General features: G+C 52.1%; 17 protein-coding genes. 7 read left to right on the forward strand and 10 right to left on the reverse strand.

Annotated elements, in window-relative coordinates:
• The first annotated feature begins 86 nt into the window (after nt 1–86).
• The 6 genes from GTP44_RS07485 to GTP44_RS28190 all read left to right on the forward strand — a co-directional run bounded on the left by GTP44_RS07485 (nt 87) and on the right by GTP44_RS28190 (nt 3989).
• Nucleotides 87–548, forward strand: coding sequence for a hypothetical protein (locus GTP44_RS07485; protein ID WP_161018937.1), 462 nt, complete (start codon nt 87–89; stop codon nt 546–548).
• Between the two features lie 936 nt (nt 549–1484).
• Nucleotides 1485–2201 carry an HNH endonuclease gene (locus tag GTP44_RS07490; protein WP_161018938.1) on the forward strand — a complete coding sequence of 239 codons (717 nt, stop codon included), beginning with the start codon at nt 1485–1487 and terminating at the stop codon, nt 2199–2201.
• Nucleotides 2202–2292: 91 nt separating this feature from the next.
• On the forward strand, nt 2293–2832 hold the full coding sequence (locus tag GTP44_RS07495) for a hypothetical protein (RefSeq protein WP_161018939.1): 540 nt from the start codon (nt 2293–2295) through the stop codon (nt 2830–2832).
• Between the two features lie 204 nt (nt 2833–3036).
• Complete coding sequence (locus GTP44_RS07500; RefSeq protein WP_161018940.1) at nt 3037–3309, forward strand: helix-turn-helix domain-containing protein; 273 nt, start codon at nt 3037–3039, stop codon at nt 3307–3309.
• A 116-nt stretch (nt 3310–3425) separates the two neighbouring features.
• Nucleotides 3426–3551 (forward strand): hypothetical protein, encoded by a 126-nt coding sequence (locus tag GTP44_RS27815; protein ID WP_267875224.1) that lies wholly within the window; start codon nt 3426–3428, stop codon nt 3549–3551.
• Nucleotides 3552–3764: 213 nt separating this feature from the next.
• On the forward strand, nt 3765–3989 hold the full coding sequence (locus tag GTP44_RS28190; RefSeq protein WP_161018941.1) for an AbrB/MazE/SpoVT family DNA-binding domain-containing protein: 225 nt from the start codon (nt 3765–3767) through the stop codon (nt 3987–3989).
• Nucleotides 3990–4643: 654 nt separating this feature from the next.
• On the opposite strand, the gene GTP44_RS07510 is transcribed toward GTP44_RS28190, so the two are convergent.
• From GTP44_RS07510 to GTP44_RS07530, 5 genes are all read right to left on the reverse strand, one after another.
• Nucleotides 4644–4826, reverse strand: coding sequence for a hypothetical protein (locus GTP44_RS07510; protein ID WP_161018942.1), 183 nt, complete (start codon nt 4824–4826; stop codon nt 4644–4646).
• Between the two features lie 22 nt (nt 4827–4848).
• Nucleotides 4849–5328, reverse strand: coding sequence for a hypothetical protein (locus GTP44_RS07515; protein WP_161018943.1), 480 nt, complete (start codon nt 5326–5328; stop codon nt 4849–4851).
• A 44-nt stretch (nt 5329–5372) separates the two neighbouring features.
• Nucleotides 5373–5897, reverse strand: coding sequence for an HAD domain-containing protein (locus GTP44_RS07520; RefSeq protein WP_229256821.1), 525 nt, complete (start codon nt 5895–5897; stop codon nt 5373–5375).
• 370 nt (nt 5898–6267) lie between these two features.
• A complete protein-coding gene (locus GTP44_RS07525) occupies nt 6268–6939 on the reverse strand; it encodes a hypothetical protein (protein ID WP_161018944.1) in 672 nt (223 codons plus the stop codon).
• A gap of 26 nt (nt 6940–6965) precedes the next feature.
• Nucleotides 6966–7829 (reverse strand): flagellin N-terminal helical domain-containing protein, encoded by an 864-nt coding sequence (locus tag GTP44_RS07530; RefSeq protein WP_161018945.1) that lies wholly within the window; start codon nt 7827–7829, stop codon nt 6966–6968.
• Nucleotides 7830–8054: 225 nt separating this feature from the next.
• On the opposite strand from GTP44_RS07530, the gene GTP44_RS27820 reads away from it, so the two are divergent.
• Nucleotides 8055–8372 (forward strand): helix-turn-helix transcriptional regulator, encoded by a 318-nt coding sequence (locus GTP44_RS27820; protein WP_161018946.1) that lies wholly within the window; start codon nt 8055–8057, stop codon nt 8370–8372.
• Between the two features lie 275 nt (nt 8373–8647).
• Here the strand turns inward: GTP44_RS27820 and GTP44_RS07540 are convergent, their stop codons facing one another.
• From GTP44_RS07540 to GTP44_RS07560, 5 genes are all read right to left on the reverse strand, one after another.
• Nucleotides 8648–9055: a hypothetical protein gene (locus GTP44_RS07540; RefSeq protein WP_161018947.1), complete on the reverse strand. Its 408-nt coding sequence runs from the start codon at nt 9053–9055 to the stop codon at nt 8648–8650.
• A gap of 712 nt (nt 9056–9767) precedes the next feature.
• Nucleotides 9768–10406 carry a gamma-mobile-trio protein GmtX gene (gene gmtX / locus GTP44_RS07545; protein WP_161018948.1) on the reverse strand — a complete coding sequence of 213 codons (639 nt, stop codon included), beginning with the start codon at nt 10404–10406 and terminating at the stop codon, nt 9768–9770.
• A complete protein-coding gene (gene gmtZ / locus GTP44_RS07550; RefSeq protein ID WP_267875225.1) occupies nt 10390–13506 on the reverse strand; it encodes a gamma-mobile-trio integrase GmtZ in 3117 nt (1038 codons plus the stop codon). The genes gmtX and gmtZ overlap by 17 nt, the downstream gene beginning before the upstream one ends.
• Nucleotides 13499–14893: a gamma-mobile-trio recombinase GmtY gene (gmtY, locus tag GTP44_RS07555; protein WP_161018949.1), complete on the reverse strand. Its 1395-nt coding sequence runs from the start codon at nt 14891–14893 to the stop codon at nt 13499–13501. The genes gmtZ and gmtY overlap by 8 nt, the downstream gene beginning before the upstream one ends.
• 95 nt (nt 14894–14988) lie before the next feature.
• Nucleotides 14989–15543 carry a thymidine kinase gene (locus GTP44_RS07560; protein WP_161018950.1) on the reverse strand — a complete coding sequence of 185 codons (555 nt, stop codon included), beginning with the start codon at nt 15541–15543 and terminating at the stop codon, nt 14989–14991.
• Nucleotides 15544–15600 lie beyond the last annotated feature (57 nt).

Genomic DNA, 15600 nt, shown 5'->3' on the forward strand with positions numbered 1-15600 from the left:
TTTTAGAATACAATTCGAGCTCACAGCAAAGTAGCAGTTCCTGCAAATTACCCCTCAATATGTAGATGCGATACCAAATCTCACGCATGATGTATCAGTTCCGGAAGTTTCCATTTATCCGCGAAGGAATCAATGCTGAACACGGCGGAAACGTAGAGTTTGAGCTGTTTTCCTTCTTCGAAATTTGCTATCACCTCAAAGATTGGATTTCGCAAGACGATGCTTATGACAGAGCGGTACACGACATTGAGAGCTTCATCAATAATTCTCCCGCACTGAGAATTTGCGCTGATATCTGCAATCGATTGAAGCATCGAACACTTAGCAAAAGAACCCGCTCCAGCAACCTTGGAGCATTTCACATCGAGATGGTGCTCTCGGTTTTTCCTAAAGATGCCGGGCCTCCGCTCGCCGCGATTTCTAAGGCACACATCGACACTGAGCGCGGCCAAGAAGATGCTTTTGCTTTGGCCGCAGAATGTATCGAAGAGTGGCGCCGCTACTTCGCGACATATCCTGCTCTTCCTGCAGACATACCGGCTGATTAACCTCTGGTTCGGAACCGGCGGCATTCGACCAGAAGCCGAAGAACGTAGGCTAGAATGGAAATGACCTCTACGCCTCCGGGAAGCTCGAACTGAGAATTCGAAATAGGACGGCCAGATAAAAGAAATGCAAAGCGCCTCAGAGCGTGCGCTTTGACCCAGTCGATGGTTTTTAGTTGGCCGCACGCACGCCATAGGCATAGTGTGCAATTGTGCGCTGAGTCGGTTTTCCAAAACTACAAACGGGTACCGGGTCGATGGTCCGGCAGCGAAACAGCCATTACTTGCTGCATCTCCACCAAGCAAATGATAATTTCCGACTCTGCAGCGCCACACGATAAAATGGCCCTATCTTGTCAATCTTCGGGGGCGGCCCACCTGGGGCGCGGCCAGCGCCGAAGGGGGCGACATTACCGCATATGGAAATTCGACCTGCACTTCAAATCCTGAGGCCCGCAGCTGCCAGACATGTACTACGTTGCTTGAATCAAAACACAGAAAAATCACTACGCAGATTGCTGGAGTGGGGCCAGTTCCCAAGTGTCCTCGCTATCGAATCGAGTTCCCAAGGTTGCTCTCGGCACCCCGCAAGCACAAACTAACACCGCGTTCACTATCTTGCCGCGAGACGTGCCAAGCGCGATGCAAACTTCCATTGCGTCTCCATGGCACGTGATTTTTCTGTGGGCCTCACCAGTAAGAAATGTACTCATCGCTGATTCAATGCGGGATTGATACTCCGGGCTGACTTGCCCCTCAGGCCAAACGAAATTCCAATTCCTCATCTCAATCTCCATGATGTAAGCTAACGATTCTACCGCATCCTCTTTCCACCATCGAAAGCGATTTCCCCAAATGCCCACATCCACTCCGGCGCCGAAATCAACCGTACAAGCAGTACATCCCACACTCATCATATCCTGGTGTTCAGGAGAGGAGTTGCTAGACCTTCATGCCATCGAGACCGCGCTGATGAAATATGGGACCGGAGAGTCTGTAACGATTCAAACGACAGAGTTTAGAAAAAGGGAGAAATGGGACGTAGTTTACGAACCTGTTGTCAAAGCCTCCTCAGAAGGATTCACATTAGAGTACAAGGACGGGGGATACTGGGTCGATGAGAACGATGAGCTGCAGCCAGCGCACGGCGACCTCGGCAAGGCGCACTACCAGAAACTGACCAAGGACGGTAAGACGAAGTGGGAATGTCATTGGGAGGGTGATGACAATTCAGAACGTATTTCAATCCCCAGCGAACAGTCGGGTGAAGTTCGCAACACGCGAGAAGTCAGGTCTCTAGTACGCAACGCAAAGTTTAGAAGGCTCATTCTGGACACCGACCGACCTTGTTTGATAACGGGAGAAAAAAACCGAAGTGTGCTTGAAGCCGCCCATATTTGGGAGGTAAAGAACGGAGGCACCGACAGCTACGACAACGGAATCGTGCTCCGCGCAGACCTCCATAAGCTCTTTGATAGGCACATTTTGACCCTCAGCAGCGACGGCAGATTTTCGATGAATCCCGTACTGGAATCTTACAAACATCTGTTTGATAAGGATGGGAAATCTTGGTTGCACGAGCCGCGCATAGAACAGGACGAGCTGAAGCAATATGTCAGGAACATCGAGAGGCGGAACGCGAAACACGAGTGGTAATCCAAGTCGCATCGTACAAGCCTCACCACGCATCCGCCAGATGCTCTAATGCGCCACGAATATTCGTCACAATGAAGTACTAGGAGAGTACGTGTCATACACTATCGAAGAACACAAACATCGGTATGCGGCTTGGGCAGCTAGTCGCGCGGCAAGTACCAAGACCTGCCGGTTTAGCGTGTTGCAGGGGAAGAGTATCGTTGACGCGACTGGACTCCCCTTGCTCATCGCTGCCCCCTCGTTGCTGCCTTCTCCCCAGGATTTGGATGCAAAGCACCGTGAGTGGCGAAATGCTGCTATCAAGTCAGCCAACACAATGGGCTTGAATGACTTCACGCACGGCATCGCCGCTAAGCTAATCAATGTCTATCTAAAGGGGGCCTTCGTTTGCGCTGGACATCAAATGCATGCAAATGTCGCCGCACTTCATCCGCCCATCGACAGTTTGCTCTTGGATGAATTGTACGATGGCGCCATTGGCGGGCAAAGGCAGGTCTGGGCTGCGGCGAGGAAAATCCGATGGTCAAAATTCAACTCCGACCAATATGAATCTGTCATAGACGGAATTCGAATTGCATTAGGTGACTCGCCTCTATGGCACGTCGAACGATACTGGCGTGGTTACCAATAAAGCCAGCTGAGCGCTCAAACAGGCAAGGAGCCTTCGGTGTCCGTCAGTTTGAGAATTTGACGCGCTTGCCGAGTTCCGCCTTGCGCGGCTGCTAAAGCCGAACTCAAACTCAAAACAAGGCGTTTACCGGCCACTTACCTCGGCAGAGATTCAAAATTTGAGTGAGCGCAGAGCTTTTTTCAAGCCAAGTCTCACCCGGAGGAGATGATGGAAGATTTGACTACAGAAGAGACTGCCAAGTTTCTTAGCCTATCGCGGAGTCATGTTAACTCGCTGGTCGATGCGAATGCTCTTCCGGCTATTCGTACGAGTGGTGGTCATCGACGAGTTCCGAAAGCAGCACTGGTGGAGTACAAGCAGAATATGAAGGCGAGACAAGCTATGGGCCTTGATGCTATGGCAGAGGCATCATCGGCAATGGGCCTCTACGATGGAGAACTTGACGGAATTCCTAGTCGGCATAAGCGTAAAGTATGATGGCTCGTGCGCACAAGCCAACAACGACATTGCCTCGCTTCTTGGTGGGCGCCAAAATACTCCCTCGTTCGCGCTGAGGCGGTACACTAGGCATGTGTAAAACTGAAGGAGAGAATATGCTGCAGCTTATGAATGAATTGACCGCAAGCGACGCCAAGTATGGGAAGGTCATGGCAACCTTAGGCGCCTTTGCAGTTGTCGCCGCCGCGGCAATCATCGTTCTGGTGACGATGCCCCAGTAACAGCTCGCACGCCACCCCATGCGCATCGATTCAATATTTTGGATGCACCTTCCCCCCTCCCCCGCGCTTGACTTACCGGGTTCCTGCTGCGCGCCAAGTCGTGCCTCGTCGGACCGAACATATTCAAGGTTGCCGGCATTTACCCAGCCGATTGTTCCGATATAATTTTTATCTAAGAAACATGCTTACAACCAGAACCGTTGGGACTTGCCAATGTCGACACTTGTAAAAATAGATGCGCGTGGACGGGTCACCTTACCTAAAGCGCTTCGAATCGCTCTCAAGATTTCCGCTCGGGACCGTCTCACGTTTTCACAGGTGGGCAACGGTACTGTCATATTGAGCCAGAAAGATAAGACCGAGTCGGAAAATCAAGCGGGGGAAAGCGCAATTGAATTGCTGGTCACTGAGGTCCTGCTTCCGCAGTACAAGTGCTAGTCGCGCAAGTTGCCAGAGCACCGGCCGCTCTTCGCCTCGCGCTCACCTTGCAAACAAACGTCATCGACAGGTGGTACCCCGCGCTTTGATGGCACCTGACAAAGCTCCGCCATTCGCGCCATATCCGCCTTGGATACAAGGCCGTATGCGCTCAAGTCTGCGGCGGTTTCCAGCAGCTCGTGAAGCACGCGGCTAGCTGGGTGTGGTGTCTTGCTCATAGATTGCTATCGCTCTCGCGAAATTCGGACGGTGCAATGACTGCTTGCAGCGTGCATCCTATCGGCGTATCGCCTGGCGCAGCCGGCACGAAGCTCGCAGCTGGTGCGCCGCACTTGAAGCATTTCCGGTACATCTCAAGCGACGCCGGCTCTGCGCCATATTCCGTCCGTGCATCGGGACTAAGAGTCGTAAGATATGAGTTGAACCCAGCAACAGCATCGACAGCGTCTGCTTCGGCATCACCGGCATGAACCCAACCGCAATTCAAGCACTTAAACTCACCTAGCATTTTCATCTCCACTCCTTGGACAACACATTCTTCTCTTTGTTCAGACTACGGTCGCAGCGTATCAGTCTGGGGACGTCGCCGTCGATGGCCGCAAGTCCCACAGCTCGAAAAAGAACACTCACATTCCTCGACTATTTGCGAACAGCTTAGTCCGGGATGTACTCATCGCTGACAGCTACCGGCGCCTTGAGCATGCTAATCACCTTGGCAGCACGCTTTTTCTCTGACACCACGGTGGGGTCTGCGGGGTTCATCGTTTTCAGTCTTTCCGCGTAGGCTTCCCAAACACTGGTAGGCGTAAAGAGCGATGGGGCATCGATAAAGTTCATCTCATCTCTTTTCCAAGCGCCTCTAACGCTGTCTAAAACCCGCGGCGGCTGTCAGTACGTCTTCGAGCCGGCCTTGGACAAGGGCTTCGAGCGGGGTCTCTCCCAAGAACGTGGACTTGCTAGTGAAAAAATGAAACTTCGAAGTAGCCGGAACCCCCACCAACGCCTTCGCGACCGTCTCCAGCTGGTCACGACTTAAGCTTCTGTCTGCATAAAATGCTGGGTAGAATTCCTCGCCGGCCGGGTCCGAAATTGCAAACATCCGGCCATCCATCACAGCATCATCGATAGACTGCACGCTAATCTTCAAAGCCTCCGAGAACTCACACAACGGCAGGAACTCTTTGCTCTCGATGCGTAGTTGCAGCGCTGCTGCAGATTCTCGTCGCAACCGTGTCATGACATTGGCATTCGCTACCTCCTGCTCTGCAGTCAATTTCGGCTCGCGTTCATCTCGCGGAGCCGCCGATAGTAGTCGAGTCAAGTCTTCATCATCCATCATGGCCATCCAATTAAGTGTGCACACTTGAGCGAAGGAGAAATCGTTTAAAGCGTTTCGAGAATTTTGCGAACAGCATCCTGGGCGCGCGGGGCACTCAAACCCAGATGCCCTTCGGTCTGGACAAGCCGGTCTATGCACCTGGCCGGCCAGCCAACAACGTCGTCGTCGATAGCGAACCACCTTTTGAGCTTTCGCCGCTCGACGTAGCTCAACACTTGCTGGCCGCGGCTCATGAAATCAAACTCAAGTTTTTGCACTTCCCGGTTGTCGAAAGTCGCATCGATGACGCGAGCGCGTAATGCCAGTGGCAGCGCGGTTTTGGTAAACTCGTAGCCGCGTGACCTCACCCAGCTTGTAGATAGTACTATTCGAACGTCAGGGTATGGCGCCAGAAGGTCAGAAAGAATGCATACCCATTCGAAAAGCTCGTGATTTGGCTCGCGCATGTAAACGCCGCGACCCGGCTGGTAATAAACTTCGTGGTGGTGAACGACACCGTCGAGGTCCAGGATGCAAAGTGGCGTATCTTCCAACCGAGAATTCATCATCTCGCCCTCATCAGCTCTCATCTCTAGGATTCCACATGCTGTTTGGTCAAAGAGGACAGAGCTGTCGGCGGTGGCGTCAGAAATGGCAGTAGGCGCCGCAATACTGTACGTCGACACGCACGCTCAAATGCCCGCTCCACTGTGCGGCAGTCGTCTGCGCAATAGTGAATATCAAGTCCGTCCAGCGTCGCACTGACGTCGTAGCCAGTGCCCCGCTGCGAACGCCAGCCGGTAAAACCGCCCCATAAGCTAAATAATTCGGTTGCCATCAAATATCCTCTATCGATATCGTCGAAAGGTACTCTCCGCGAATGCTAAAACGATGGGACAGGTCGTCGCTCCAGAGCTCGATGTTGTGTCCGCTCAGTGCTCTTGAGGTTCATGATATCCATCAGTAGGTATCTTTACGCGTGCCCTGCTCGGCGGGGTACCGCCTCAGAGCTCTGCCTTGTTCATCAAACATTGGCGTGAACGTGAATCCGTATCCTCTGACACTTGCTGGGAAAGGTGTGTTGGTAAAGCCAAAACCGGCAATGCGCCCGGTTTTCGGCGTTTTATCGACGCAAGCCTTATAGGTCGAATCGGCGGCATAGCAGAGGACACGGACAACGATGTTGCCCTCGCCGGTTACAGAGAAGTTTTCCATCGACATCCAGGAGGCAGTCTGGCGAATCTCGACTACGTCACCTGCATGCAGTTGCGGCATGTGGTCGGGGACGATTGCCCCCGTGGGGAAGGCCAATTCACCTTTCGCAATCCATAAAGCACTCCCAGTATTGCTGAGATTGATTCGGACCACTCGCAGGTTGTACTCCGGTTTGCCACGTTCAATACCTTGCGTGTACAGCTGATTACGCGCGACGCGTCCGTACTCGTCAGCCCACATTTCATCGAACGCAACGATGCCGGCCAAGTGAGTGTTCAGCATCTCATCCGGCAAGCCCTGGCCCATATTGATTGCGGCGTTGGTCACCCGTAGCAGCGGGCTTGGTCCGCAGCCGGACAGCGACACCAGTGCGGCAGCCCACAAAACCAAGGGCAGTAATTTTGAGCCTCTTTTCACGATGTTCGTCTGTTCAGGAGTATGAATTACTGCAGCAGAGACAGCGTCATCTGCATCACGCCATTAGATTGCTTGAGCATCGCAGCGCTTGACTGCATGAGCATTTGATTTGTCACTTGCCGTGCGCTTTCGCTCGCATAGTCAGTGTCGACGATGCGGCCTTTGGCAGCTGTCGTGTTGGTCAGCAGATTGGAAGCGTTTTGATACGCAGCCTCCAAGCGGTTACCAACAGCGCCAAACACGCTACGCGCACTGGCCAAGCCATCGACTGCTTTCGTCATATCGTCGATAGCTTCCGACGCATGGTCAGTCAGCAAGTCAACAAGGTCCGTCGGGTCGGTGTAGGCGAACCCAGCGCTCATGTTGTACTTAGCGTCGTTGAAGTCGACTGTCATAGCATTGCTACCCCCTGCTCCTATTTGGAACGAGAGTGGCTCATCGAACTTTGCCGGTGTAAATCCTGATGCGTCGAGGCGACCGACAAACAGGTGCTCGCCGGCATACGACGTGTCCAGCACTTCACCCGCTTGCCGATACAGTTGAGTGAACTCTGATTGCAGCGCAAGTTTGTCGTCGCGTGTAGTCGACGCATCTGCGGCCTGAATTGCCAGGTCACGCATGCGGCTGAACAGCGTAGTCAAGCCGGCTACAACGCTATCCGCGACCTGCATCAAGGAAATGCCGTTTTGGATGTTACGCATGGCGGTTTGAGTCCCTGACATCTGGGACGCCAAACGGGTTGCAATCTGCAGGCCGGCAGCATCGTCCATCGCAGAGTTGACACGATAGCCGGTGCTAAGCCGGGTTGCTGCAATAGACTGCGCGCGTCCTGCTCGGGTCAAGGCGACCACTGCGGCTAATCCGGGGCTATTTGTTTGCAAACTCAGCACTGCCGTCCTTCGGGTTGCACGATTACTTTTCCCTAAAATGTGCGCAAAAACGCGCCTTAAATGTCGCTGAGCAAGAGTTACCCTAAACTCAACCGCTATTTTCCACATAATCTGTGGTTATAGCAACACATTTCACCATTATCAAAGTTGGCGGATGGGGCCACCATTTGTGTGGTTATTACAACGAAAACTGTGGAAATGGGACGAACTGAGCAAATTGAGCTGATGAAGCTACGCGTCGGGCGCGCGTTAGCCGCAGCACGTGGCGCGCGAGGCTGGTCTCAGCCACATGTCGCGCAGCTCCTAGGAATAGACTCCGAGACCATTAGCCGCATCGAAAGGGGTCACGTCGTGCGCCTGGACCGCTTGTACGACCTCGCGCTGCTCTACGAAGTGCCCATGGCGTCTCTCTTCTATGACGCCCCTGGCGTCAAGCAGGACCACCTGGAGGAATTGGTGTCCGCCGTCAAGCTCCTAGACGAGAAAAATCGGGAGTGGTTGCTGCAGGCCGTTCGGGCCGTCGTTTCAAAGCCAGAAGGCTAGAAGCACTTCGAGCTAACATCCGCATCTTTGCGGCTGAGCGTCCCGAAGCGAGATGCATTGTGAGTTTTGACGTCGTACTTCCAGCCGTTATCCTAAATTTTCCGAGACTGGTACAACGAATTTTCTTCATATATTGGCTATCCGGATTATTGTGTGGAATTTCGGATTGGCGCTATTTCGATTCGGGGGATGTCAGCTTGAAGTTTTTCAGGTCTTCTTCAAAAGCATTGCACTGCCGGAGCGCCTCATAGACTTGGCTTCGGTCTTGGCCTTAATCAAACGCGGCCGTCCATTTCTGGATTCGGGCCATGGCGCGAATGTACGGAGTCGCATCGCTGTTGTTCGACAATGCTTTCAATGGCAGTAGGTAGTCTTCGCGGCAGACCGTCGGTACGATGATGCGCGACCGGCCTGCGGCGGTGCTCGTCTACCAGCTTTGCGTCATAGCCGCTGCGATAGCTGAGGCCCCCCTCTGGTAGAAAGTGACTTACAATGCTCCCCCAATTGCGCAAGACCACCGCCTCCGGAAGGCTGGATACGTTGCTCGTGTAGACGCCCTGATAGAGCTTGTGCAGAACGCCGTCATCGGCCATGCGCAGAATTTTTCGGTCAGCGGCAGCATCACCTTGTCCCGTAAATATGCCCTCAGGCAGTGCAATGTCGGATTTCTGCTTGATTGCCATTCCTATGTCTCCGCAGATGTCTGAAAAATGCCTTATTCCACCAAGAACTGTCTGAAAAATACAGAATTTCCATCAGGCATGCTGTCGGATTTTTAGTGGATTGGGCAGCTTCAGTACTGGTCTCTGTCTGAAAATTGCTGCATATTCCAATATTTTGTCGGATTGTTGCCTTATTCAGAGGGCGACCAGCAGAAAACGTAGTGCCTAACAACAAAAATGTAAACTGGAAGGTGGGCAGTTTCAATCATGCATCGTTGGGTGGAACGATGGCTTACGCCTCAGCACTTGCAGCGGGGACACGCGACGCACGGGCGGCTGAGCTTGGAAAGAAGGAACGGCGGCGCAGCTTGCCAGCCCAAAATTCCACACGATAATCCGAATAGCCCATATATTAACTTACGCCAACCTAATGCATATGAAGCGCTCAAAGCACCTGCATCCGCTGATTTGGCCGTCCCTCAAGAGTCCCAACTGCCTCCAATTGAGGTGATACGAGCCCCTATCCTAGGGCCCCGGCATAGTCTCGACGGTCGAGGAGCAGAGTTTGTTAGATGGGCCGTCTGAACGGCTTCGTGCCTTCATCCAAAATTATCTAAGATTGGCATGATGATTTTTTTCATACATGCCTTCGCCGGCATCGTACGTAGACTTGGCATCCGAAACGCGCCACTTATCAGAATAGACCAATTCGCGTCTTCGCCTTGTTGTTGCGTCAACGGCCCCAACTGCTCAGCAGCTTCCTTATCCCTGAAGCGAATCCAGGGTCAAACACAGTTCGTCCCCTGGAGTTCACCACTTCACCAAAGTCCACCTCCCGCCAGCCTTGACTCTCAATGAACTCGGGAGACACCGCTTTGGATAATGCCTTTCGCTCGGAATCGGTAAATACGGCCGACGTCCCATGCGAGGCTGGGGCCTGCAGCGGTCGTCGGTCAACGACAATCGTGGTGTTTGCTTTGAGAGTATTCAGCTGCGCCTTCAACTTATTTCGCTCTGCAATGACACCTTGCACAATCGCGCGAATTGCCGGGTCATCAATTCGCATAAGGTAGTCTTCACTTGCCAGCTGCTTCACAGGCTTCGGAATAGAAGGGCCGGCGTAAGCGGCCCAACTTTCAATCAAAGCTCGGTAATCTGCCAAGGGGGCGTTGTAAAGCCCCCTTGCCGTAAGAATCCCGGCGCGTTCACAGAGTTTCCCGATACTCGCTACAGAAAAATCACGTGTACCGGCTTCATACTGCGCGCGGCAAAGCTCGTGAATTGCCTGCAGGTTGCGAAGCTTGACGGGGCGCCCTCCCTTCGAAATTAGCTCGGCCAGGTGGATATCAGGGTGTTTAGCCTGGACCATCATTTTCAATTCTCGCAATCTTTATGTACTTATTCGGTTTGGTGTGCGTCGGCAGTTGGGGTAAGAAGCTCGCGTCAAGCTCAACTCCAAGATGTTCGCTCAGCCGCTTACCAGCGTCCATCAGCGCAACAACTTGCCGCTTCCCGACGGCGGGATTGGTCGGATTAAGCTCAAGCGCCAGTCTCTGCATAAAAGCATTCCCTGCTAGCAGTTGTTCATGCTCTGAGAGTTGCATGAACACTGGGGGCAATCCTTCGTTGTAGAGGGCCGAATCCAACAGCTGGCTGCGACGTATCACCGCCTTATCTGCGTTTAAGTCAGGGTACAACTGCAAGCTATCACACACCCCGGATAGTTGAAGTAGTTCGGACTCGGTTTCTTCAAAAATGGCCTGAACCTGAAATACATCACCCTGTACGAGAACCTGCTGCCCTCCTTCGTCCTGCGGTGAGTTTATGAGGACCTGGCATCGCTCGACTAGACGCCAGCATGCCACTAAGTCCTCGGCAAGGTCGTTAAACGCACTCATCTGCGATTCCATTATGCGCTCAGCTTCACGAAGCTCGCGATATCGGTCAAACGAGGGGCCATCTTGCACGGCCTCCATCTGAGCCTTTTGACGCTTAATCTCCTGCAACTTTCGCTCCGAATCCATCGACCTATTTCGAGCCTCGTCAAAGTGAAAAGCGATAGTATTGAAATGCGCGGCCAAGGACGGTAAGAAATGAGGTTCGGTTACAAACCAGCGGCAGCGGATGCAATTTCGGGTACCGCCGGGGGTTGGACCATGCCTCGGTGCTTTGGAAGACCCAAGGTTCGGACCGCCGTTGTAGCACCCTCCAATTTTTTTGTTGTCTTCAATTTTCCCGGTGTTGCCCCCCACAAGGCACAGTCCAATATGCATCAACATCCATCCAGCGGGATTACGCCAGGCTGGGTGCTGCGGTATGCTGGCTGCAAATGTCTCTTGATTATTCCAAATGGCGTTCGCAAGCAATTTCTCGTAGTCTTGATTCAGCAGATAGTCGGAAATACTCTTTTCCTTGTTTAAGTCCAACTTTGCTGCGGCTTCGACCAGCACCGCTGCGGTTTGGGTCGCACTGGGCTTGGTGTAGTACAAAGTCATAAGCAGCCGACTGTGCCCAACCAATTTTTGGAGGATAGGGAATGGAACCTCTCCCAACAACGCCAATGCAGTCACGAGCGAAACACGCAGGGAGTGCAGCGGATACGCGGTACTAAATCGCCCTAACTCATCGACGTTAATAAACTGAATAATCGAGCCATCTAGGTGCCGTTCGCCCCTCGCTGACAGGCGAATTTGAAACTCCTCTAGTAAATTGCACCACGCGATGTCCACAATTCCATCAGTAACCGGAAGGTGCTTTTCATTATCGGCCACTTCGGGCATCCGAAATAAGAAGCAGGCGTCAGGGTAACCCGCCAGTTGCACTTCGCTTTTCAGGTTAATATGACGGGCATCTAGTTCTGACCAAGAAGTGAGACGGTCAACGGGATTGTATTTGGCCTGCCAATCGCGCAATTTTTCGAGCCAGTAGTAAACATTTTCGACGACGTCAGGGGATACGTGCCATGCTACTTCGTAACCCTTAGCGGGACCATCCTTGCCCTTATCTGCCGACTTGTTCGTGTTGAAATACAGAATCACATCAGTATCAGAACCTTCCAGCTTACGCAAAACCCCTTGCCGCCTCTTCGCGGTATTTTTCCCGAACGCCCGCTCACGTTCGTTAACAGTCCATTGGCCATCAACAAAAATCTCAGAATCGAATTCTCCTGAGTCCAAAAGCCGCACTTGAGCGGTTCTCACCGGGAGAAGCAGCTTTATCAGAACCGCCACCCAGCGAACGGGACTCCACATTTGAAGCACGTTTTCACCGCCTCGCATGCGAACTCGAAAAACGCAATCCGGGTCATTACGGTCGACCATATCCTCGGTTACATCAAACCAATCCCGCCCTGGCGCGCCTTTTTCGCCAATGTCTGCTCCCAAGGCTGTCTGGGCAAATTTCCAATCCCTGAAATACGGCCCTTCTGCAAGTATGTGCCTCAGCTCATCGATGTAACCGTATGGCAAAGGCGACCGAACACTTCCCTCTCGGTTGACGGCATCCCCAGATTTTTTAATGTGGGAGAGAGGATTTCGGAAGGCCGGCAAGACAACACGACTTCCGTCGTCAGCGACCATGCTGAACTCTTTCAGAAGAACCCAATCCATCATTTCCCAAATGTAATTGTTATAGCTAACACCTGCACTGGATGATGGGCACGCTGTAGTGCGGAAGTCAGGAAGATTCCGCCCCAGCATCAACATATCTTTCGGCTGTTTTGGAACGGCTGGGTGCGCGAGATAGACGTCGAAAAACGCAATAACTGCCGCCATTCTGTGCCCAATCCCGACTGTCTGCACCTTTAGCCATTCCACTGCCAAGCTATGCCACTCCGCCAAATCCGGATGGTCTCTAGCTATCCAGGTCAGTTGAAGGTCGTGAGACTTTTGCAATCGCTTTCGAGTGGCTGACGCTTGCGAATCAGCGTCAAACCATGGCCTAGCAAACGCATACCATGCCTGAATAACGAAACGGTGGTCATCAAAGTCCTTATGTCTCAGGCTGTTTCTTTGCAAAATTCCTCTGGCTTCGCAGAGCTCCCCGATAGTCCTTAGCGAAAAATCTAACGAGCCCGCTGCGTGTTGTTCGCGGCACACGTCGTTCAAAAGTCTCAGACTGCGCTGTTTGTTGGATTGACCTCCCTTTGCTAACACTTTTCGAAGCACAACTTCGGGGTGCTTGTCGGACAATTGGCTGAGTTCATCGATAGATAAGAAGTTTGAATAAGCCGCCCACGCTCCAATCAATTCCCGGTATGGTTCAGCACCTTTATTGAACAAACCCTTTCCGTTCATTAAATTTAGAGATTCGCAGAGCCTACCGATGGCTGGTATTGAAAAGTCAAATTCTCCAGCTAAGTAGCGCACGTCGCAGAGCGCATGAACAGCCTTTAATTTGGTTTGCCGTTGAGGAGATGTAGTGCCAGCTAGTAGTGTGTCCAAGACATCAGAGGGGTGTATCTGGTTAGGCATGAGTTACCATTTCAAAGTCTTCAACAGCCACCACTCGGTGGGGATGAGCACTACGCATATTTTCAGAAGCAGCCTGAAGAACATTTCGGGTTTCTTCAGCTGAAGGACTTGTATAGACGGTTTGGCTATCTTCGGAACTGTGATGCATACATTTCCGAAGAAACGCGGTCCCGACACCACCTTTTTTTAGTCGGCGACCATATGAATGTCTATGCCCGTGAGGAGTAGTGCCGAGCTCCTTACTTACTACTAAACCAATGCGCCTACACGCATTGGCATGTGCCCTAGCAAACTGCGCTATGGTGTACATATCCCCAATCGGTTCTCTACGCAAATTTATAAACGCAAAAGGATGAGTCCGGTTCACTTTGGCTACCTGATGTAAATATTTTTGCCAGACGACTAAAAACAGCTCCCCAAGCTCAGGCTCAAACCAGTGAGCCTCTTTGTAATAATCCCCATCTAGGGCGCCCCCCTTCCATCCGGCAGCTCTATTGCTGAGCATTTCATTTCGGGGTACCAATCCAAACCTCTTCCCCAGGTATGATGCTCGATTCCCCTTAAGCTCTCTGCCTCGAGCGTCTCGCCAACCACGTGGGGCAAATCCCTGGGATGGATGATGAATCCGGACCAAAGCTGATTTCGGATTAAGCGGGTCTTGAACTACATCTTCGATGTAGAGATGGAACGGCTCCGACTCTCGAAACCCGCCGCCATGGCAGAGCAAAGTAATGAGAATTCCCCGATAATCGAAATCATTGCCAACTTTAAAACCAATATTGAGAAGCTCCTTAAATTTGTCGTCAGGAAATGCTGGTGGATTGGCCGTATCAACGTGCGGTCTACGTTTGGCACGCACCTTAAAACCTAAAGCGTGAACGGACGGCTTCGCGCCCCAAGTATGTCCTAGCAAGGCCGCGTCACGCCGCTGGAGATAAGCCGCGCTATCGCACGCGCTATCAAATGCGCTACCTGCATAACGGGGATTAATTTGAGCGGCCCTCGGCCTCTCTTTTCCGAGCCATTCGAAAAACAATGAAAGGTCAGTAATGATATGTTGAGCGTCAGGCGCAGAACGTGGCCACCACGTCAACCAACTTGGGTCGAAACCGGTCTCAAGGTCGAAGGTTCCCGTGTACAACCGCTGGGCAAAGTTTCGAAACAAGATATAGGTATCCTGTTCTGATGGGTTAGCGTGCATATATTCAAGGAACATCTGCACAGAACGGACAACCTTACTCATCCAGACAATGCTTCTGTCATGTCTGCGCGTCAAGCAATAATCCACCAACGGTGTCAAAACTCCTGCAGGAGTCACCAATCCCGGAATCTCGACGCTAGCGCCAGTCTCGTCCGTGAGCACACGAATCTTTGAGGATACGAACATCTGAAATCTCCAACCATGGCGGTATCGAGAACGCAGGAACTCCCGTCCAAAAAAATAATCCCAACTGCTTAAAAGCAATTGGGACCATGACAGAATCAATTATAAAAGCACCTTGCACATACTTGCCGATAGCGACTATTTCCGCCAATCATAACTTGGTCGCCCTCACGAACACGAACGCCGTTCTCATCAGTTCGTATATTCATAGTTGCCTTCTTTCCACATCGGCAAATAGTCTTAATTTCCTCGAGGTTGTCTGCCAACGCCAGCAATGCCGCTGAGCCGGGGAATGGGTTTCCTTGGAAATCAGAACGTATGCCGAAGCACATTACAGGAATATTGCGCGTGTGAACCCATTCGTGAAGCTGGTGAACCTGTTCAACCGACAAGAATTGAGCCTCGTCGACCAATACACACGCGACATTTGCATCCTTTAGTAGTACGAAGAAATCGGTATCTGCGCTGTAGGTCGTCGCGCTACGCTTTAAGCCGATACGTGACGAAATCATCCCAAAACCATCACGCTCATCGAGCGCGGAGGTCAGGAGCAAAACCTCCATGCCATTCTCTTTATAGTTGTGTGCGACCTGAAGCAAATAAGTGCTCTTACCTGCGTTCATGGCAGAGTAGCGGTAGTGAAGACTGGACATGTAAACCTTTCCCGCGAGAAAGTAACGTCGGCGACGTTACTCCCCGTTTCAATGATT

Source organism: Duganella lactea (assembly GCF_009857505.1).
GTDB classification, from domain to species: domain Bacteria; phylum Pseudomonadota; class Gammaproteobacteria; order Burkholderiales; family Burkholderiaceae_D; genus Rugamonas; species Rugamonas lactea.

Bases quoted from the DNA above. Each gene is read 5' to 3' on its own strand.
- GTP44_RS07485 (WP_161018937.1), top strand. From the start codon at position 87: ATGATGTATCAGTTCCGGAAGTTTCCATTTATCCGCGAAGGAATCAAT.
- GTP44_RS07500 (WP_161018940.1), top strand. From the start codon at position 3,037: ATGATGGAAGATTTGACTACAGAAGAGACTGCCAAGTTTCTTAGCCTA.
- GTP44_RS27815 (WP_267875224.1), top strand. From the start codon at position 3,426: ATGCTGCAGCTTATGAATGAATTGACCGCAAGCGACGCCAAGTATGGG.
- GTP44_RS28190 (WP_161018941.1), top strand. From the start codon at position 3,765: ATGTCGACACTTGTAAAAATAGATGCGCGTGGACGGGTCACCTTACCT.
- GTP44_RS07510 (WP_161018942.1), bottom strand. From the start codon at position 4,826: ATGAACTTTATCGATGCCCCATCGCTCTTTACGCCTACCAGTGTTTGG.
- GTP44_RS07515 (WP_161018943.1), bottom strand. From the start codon at position 5,328: ATGATGGATGATGAAGACTTGACTCGACTACTATCGGCGGCTCCGCGA.
- GTP44_RS07520 (WP_229256821.1), bottom strand. From the start codon at position 5,897: ATGAGAGCTGATGAGGGCGAGATGATGAATTCTCGGTTGGAAGATACG.
- GTP44_RS27820 (WP_161018946.1), top strand. From the start codon at position 8,055: ATGAAGCTACGCGTCGGGCGCGCGTTAGCCGCAGCACGTGGCGCGCGA.
- GTP44_RS07540 (WP_161018947.1), bottom strand. From the start codon at position 9,055: ATGGCAATCAAGCAGAAATCCGACATTGCACTGCCTGAGGGCATATTT.
- gmtX (WP_161018948.1), bottom strand. From the start codon at position 10,406: ATGATGGTCCAGGCTAAACACCCTGATATCCACCTGGCCGAGCTAATT.
- gmtZ (WP_267875225.1), bottom strand. From the start codon at position 13,506: ATGCCTAACCAGATACACCCCTCTGATGTCTTGGACACACTACTAGCT.
- gmtY (WP_161018949.1), bottom strand. From the start codon at position 14,893: ATGTTCGTATCCTCAAAGATTCGTGTGCTCACGGACGAGACTGGCGCT.
- GTP44_RS07560 (WP_161018950.1), bottom strand. From the start codon at position 15,543: ATGTCCAGTCTTCACTACCGCTACTCTGCCATGAACGCAGGTAAGAGC.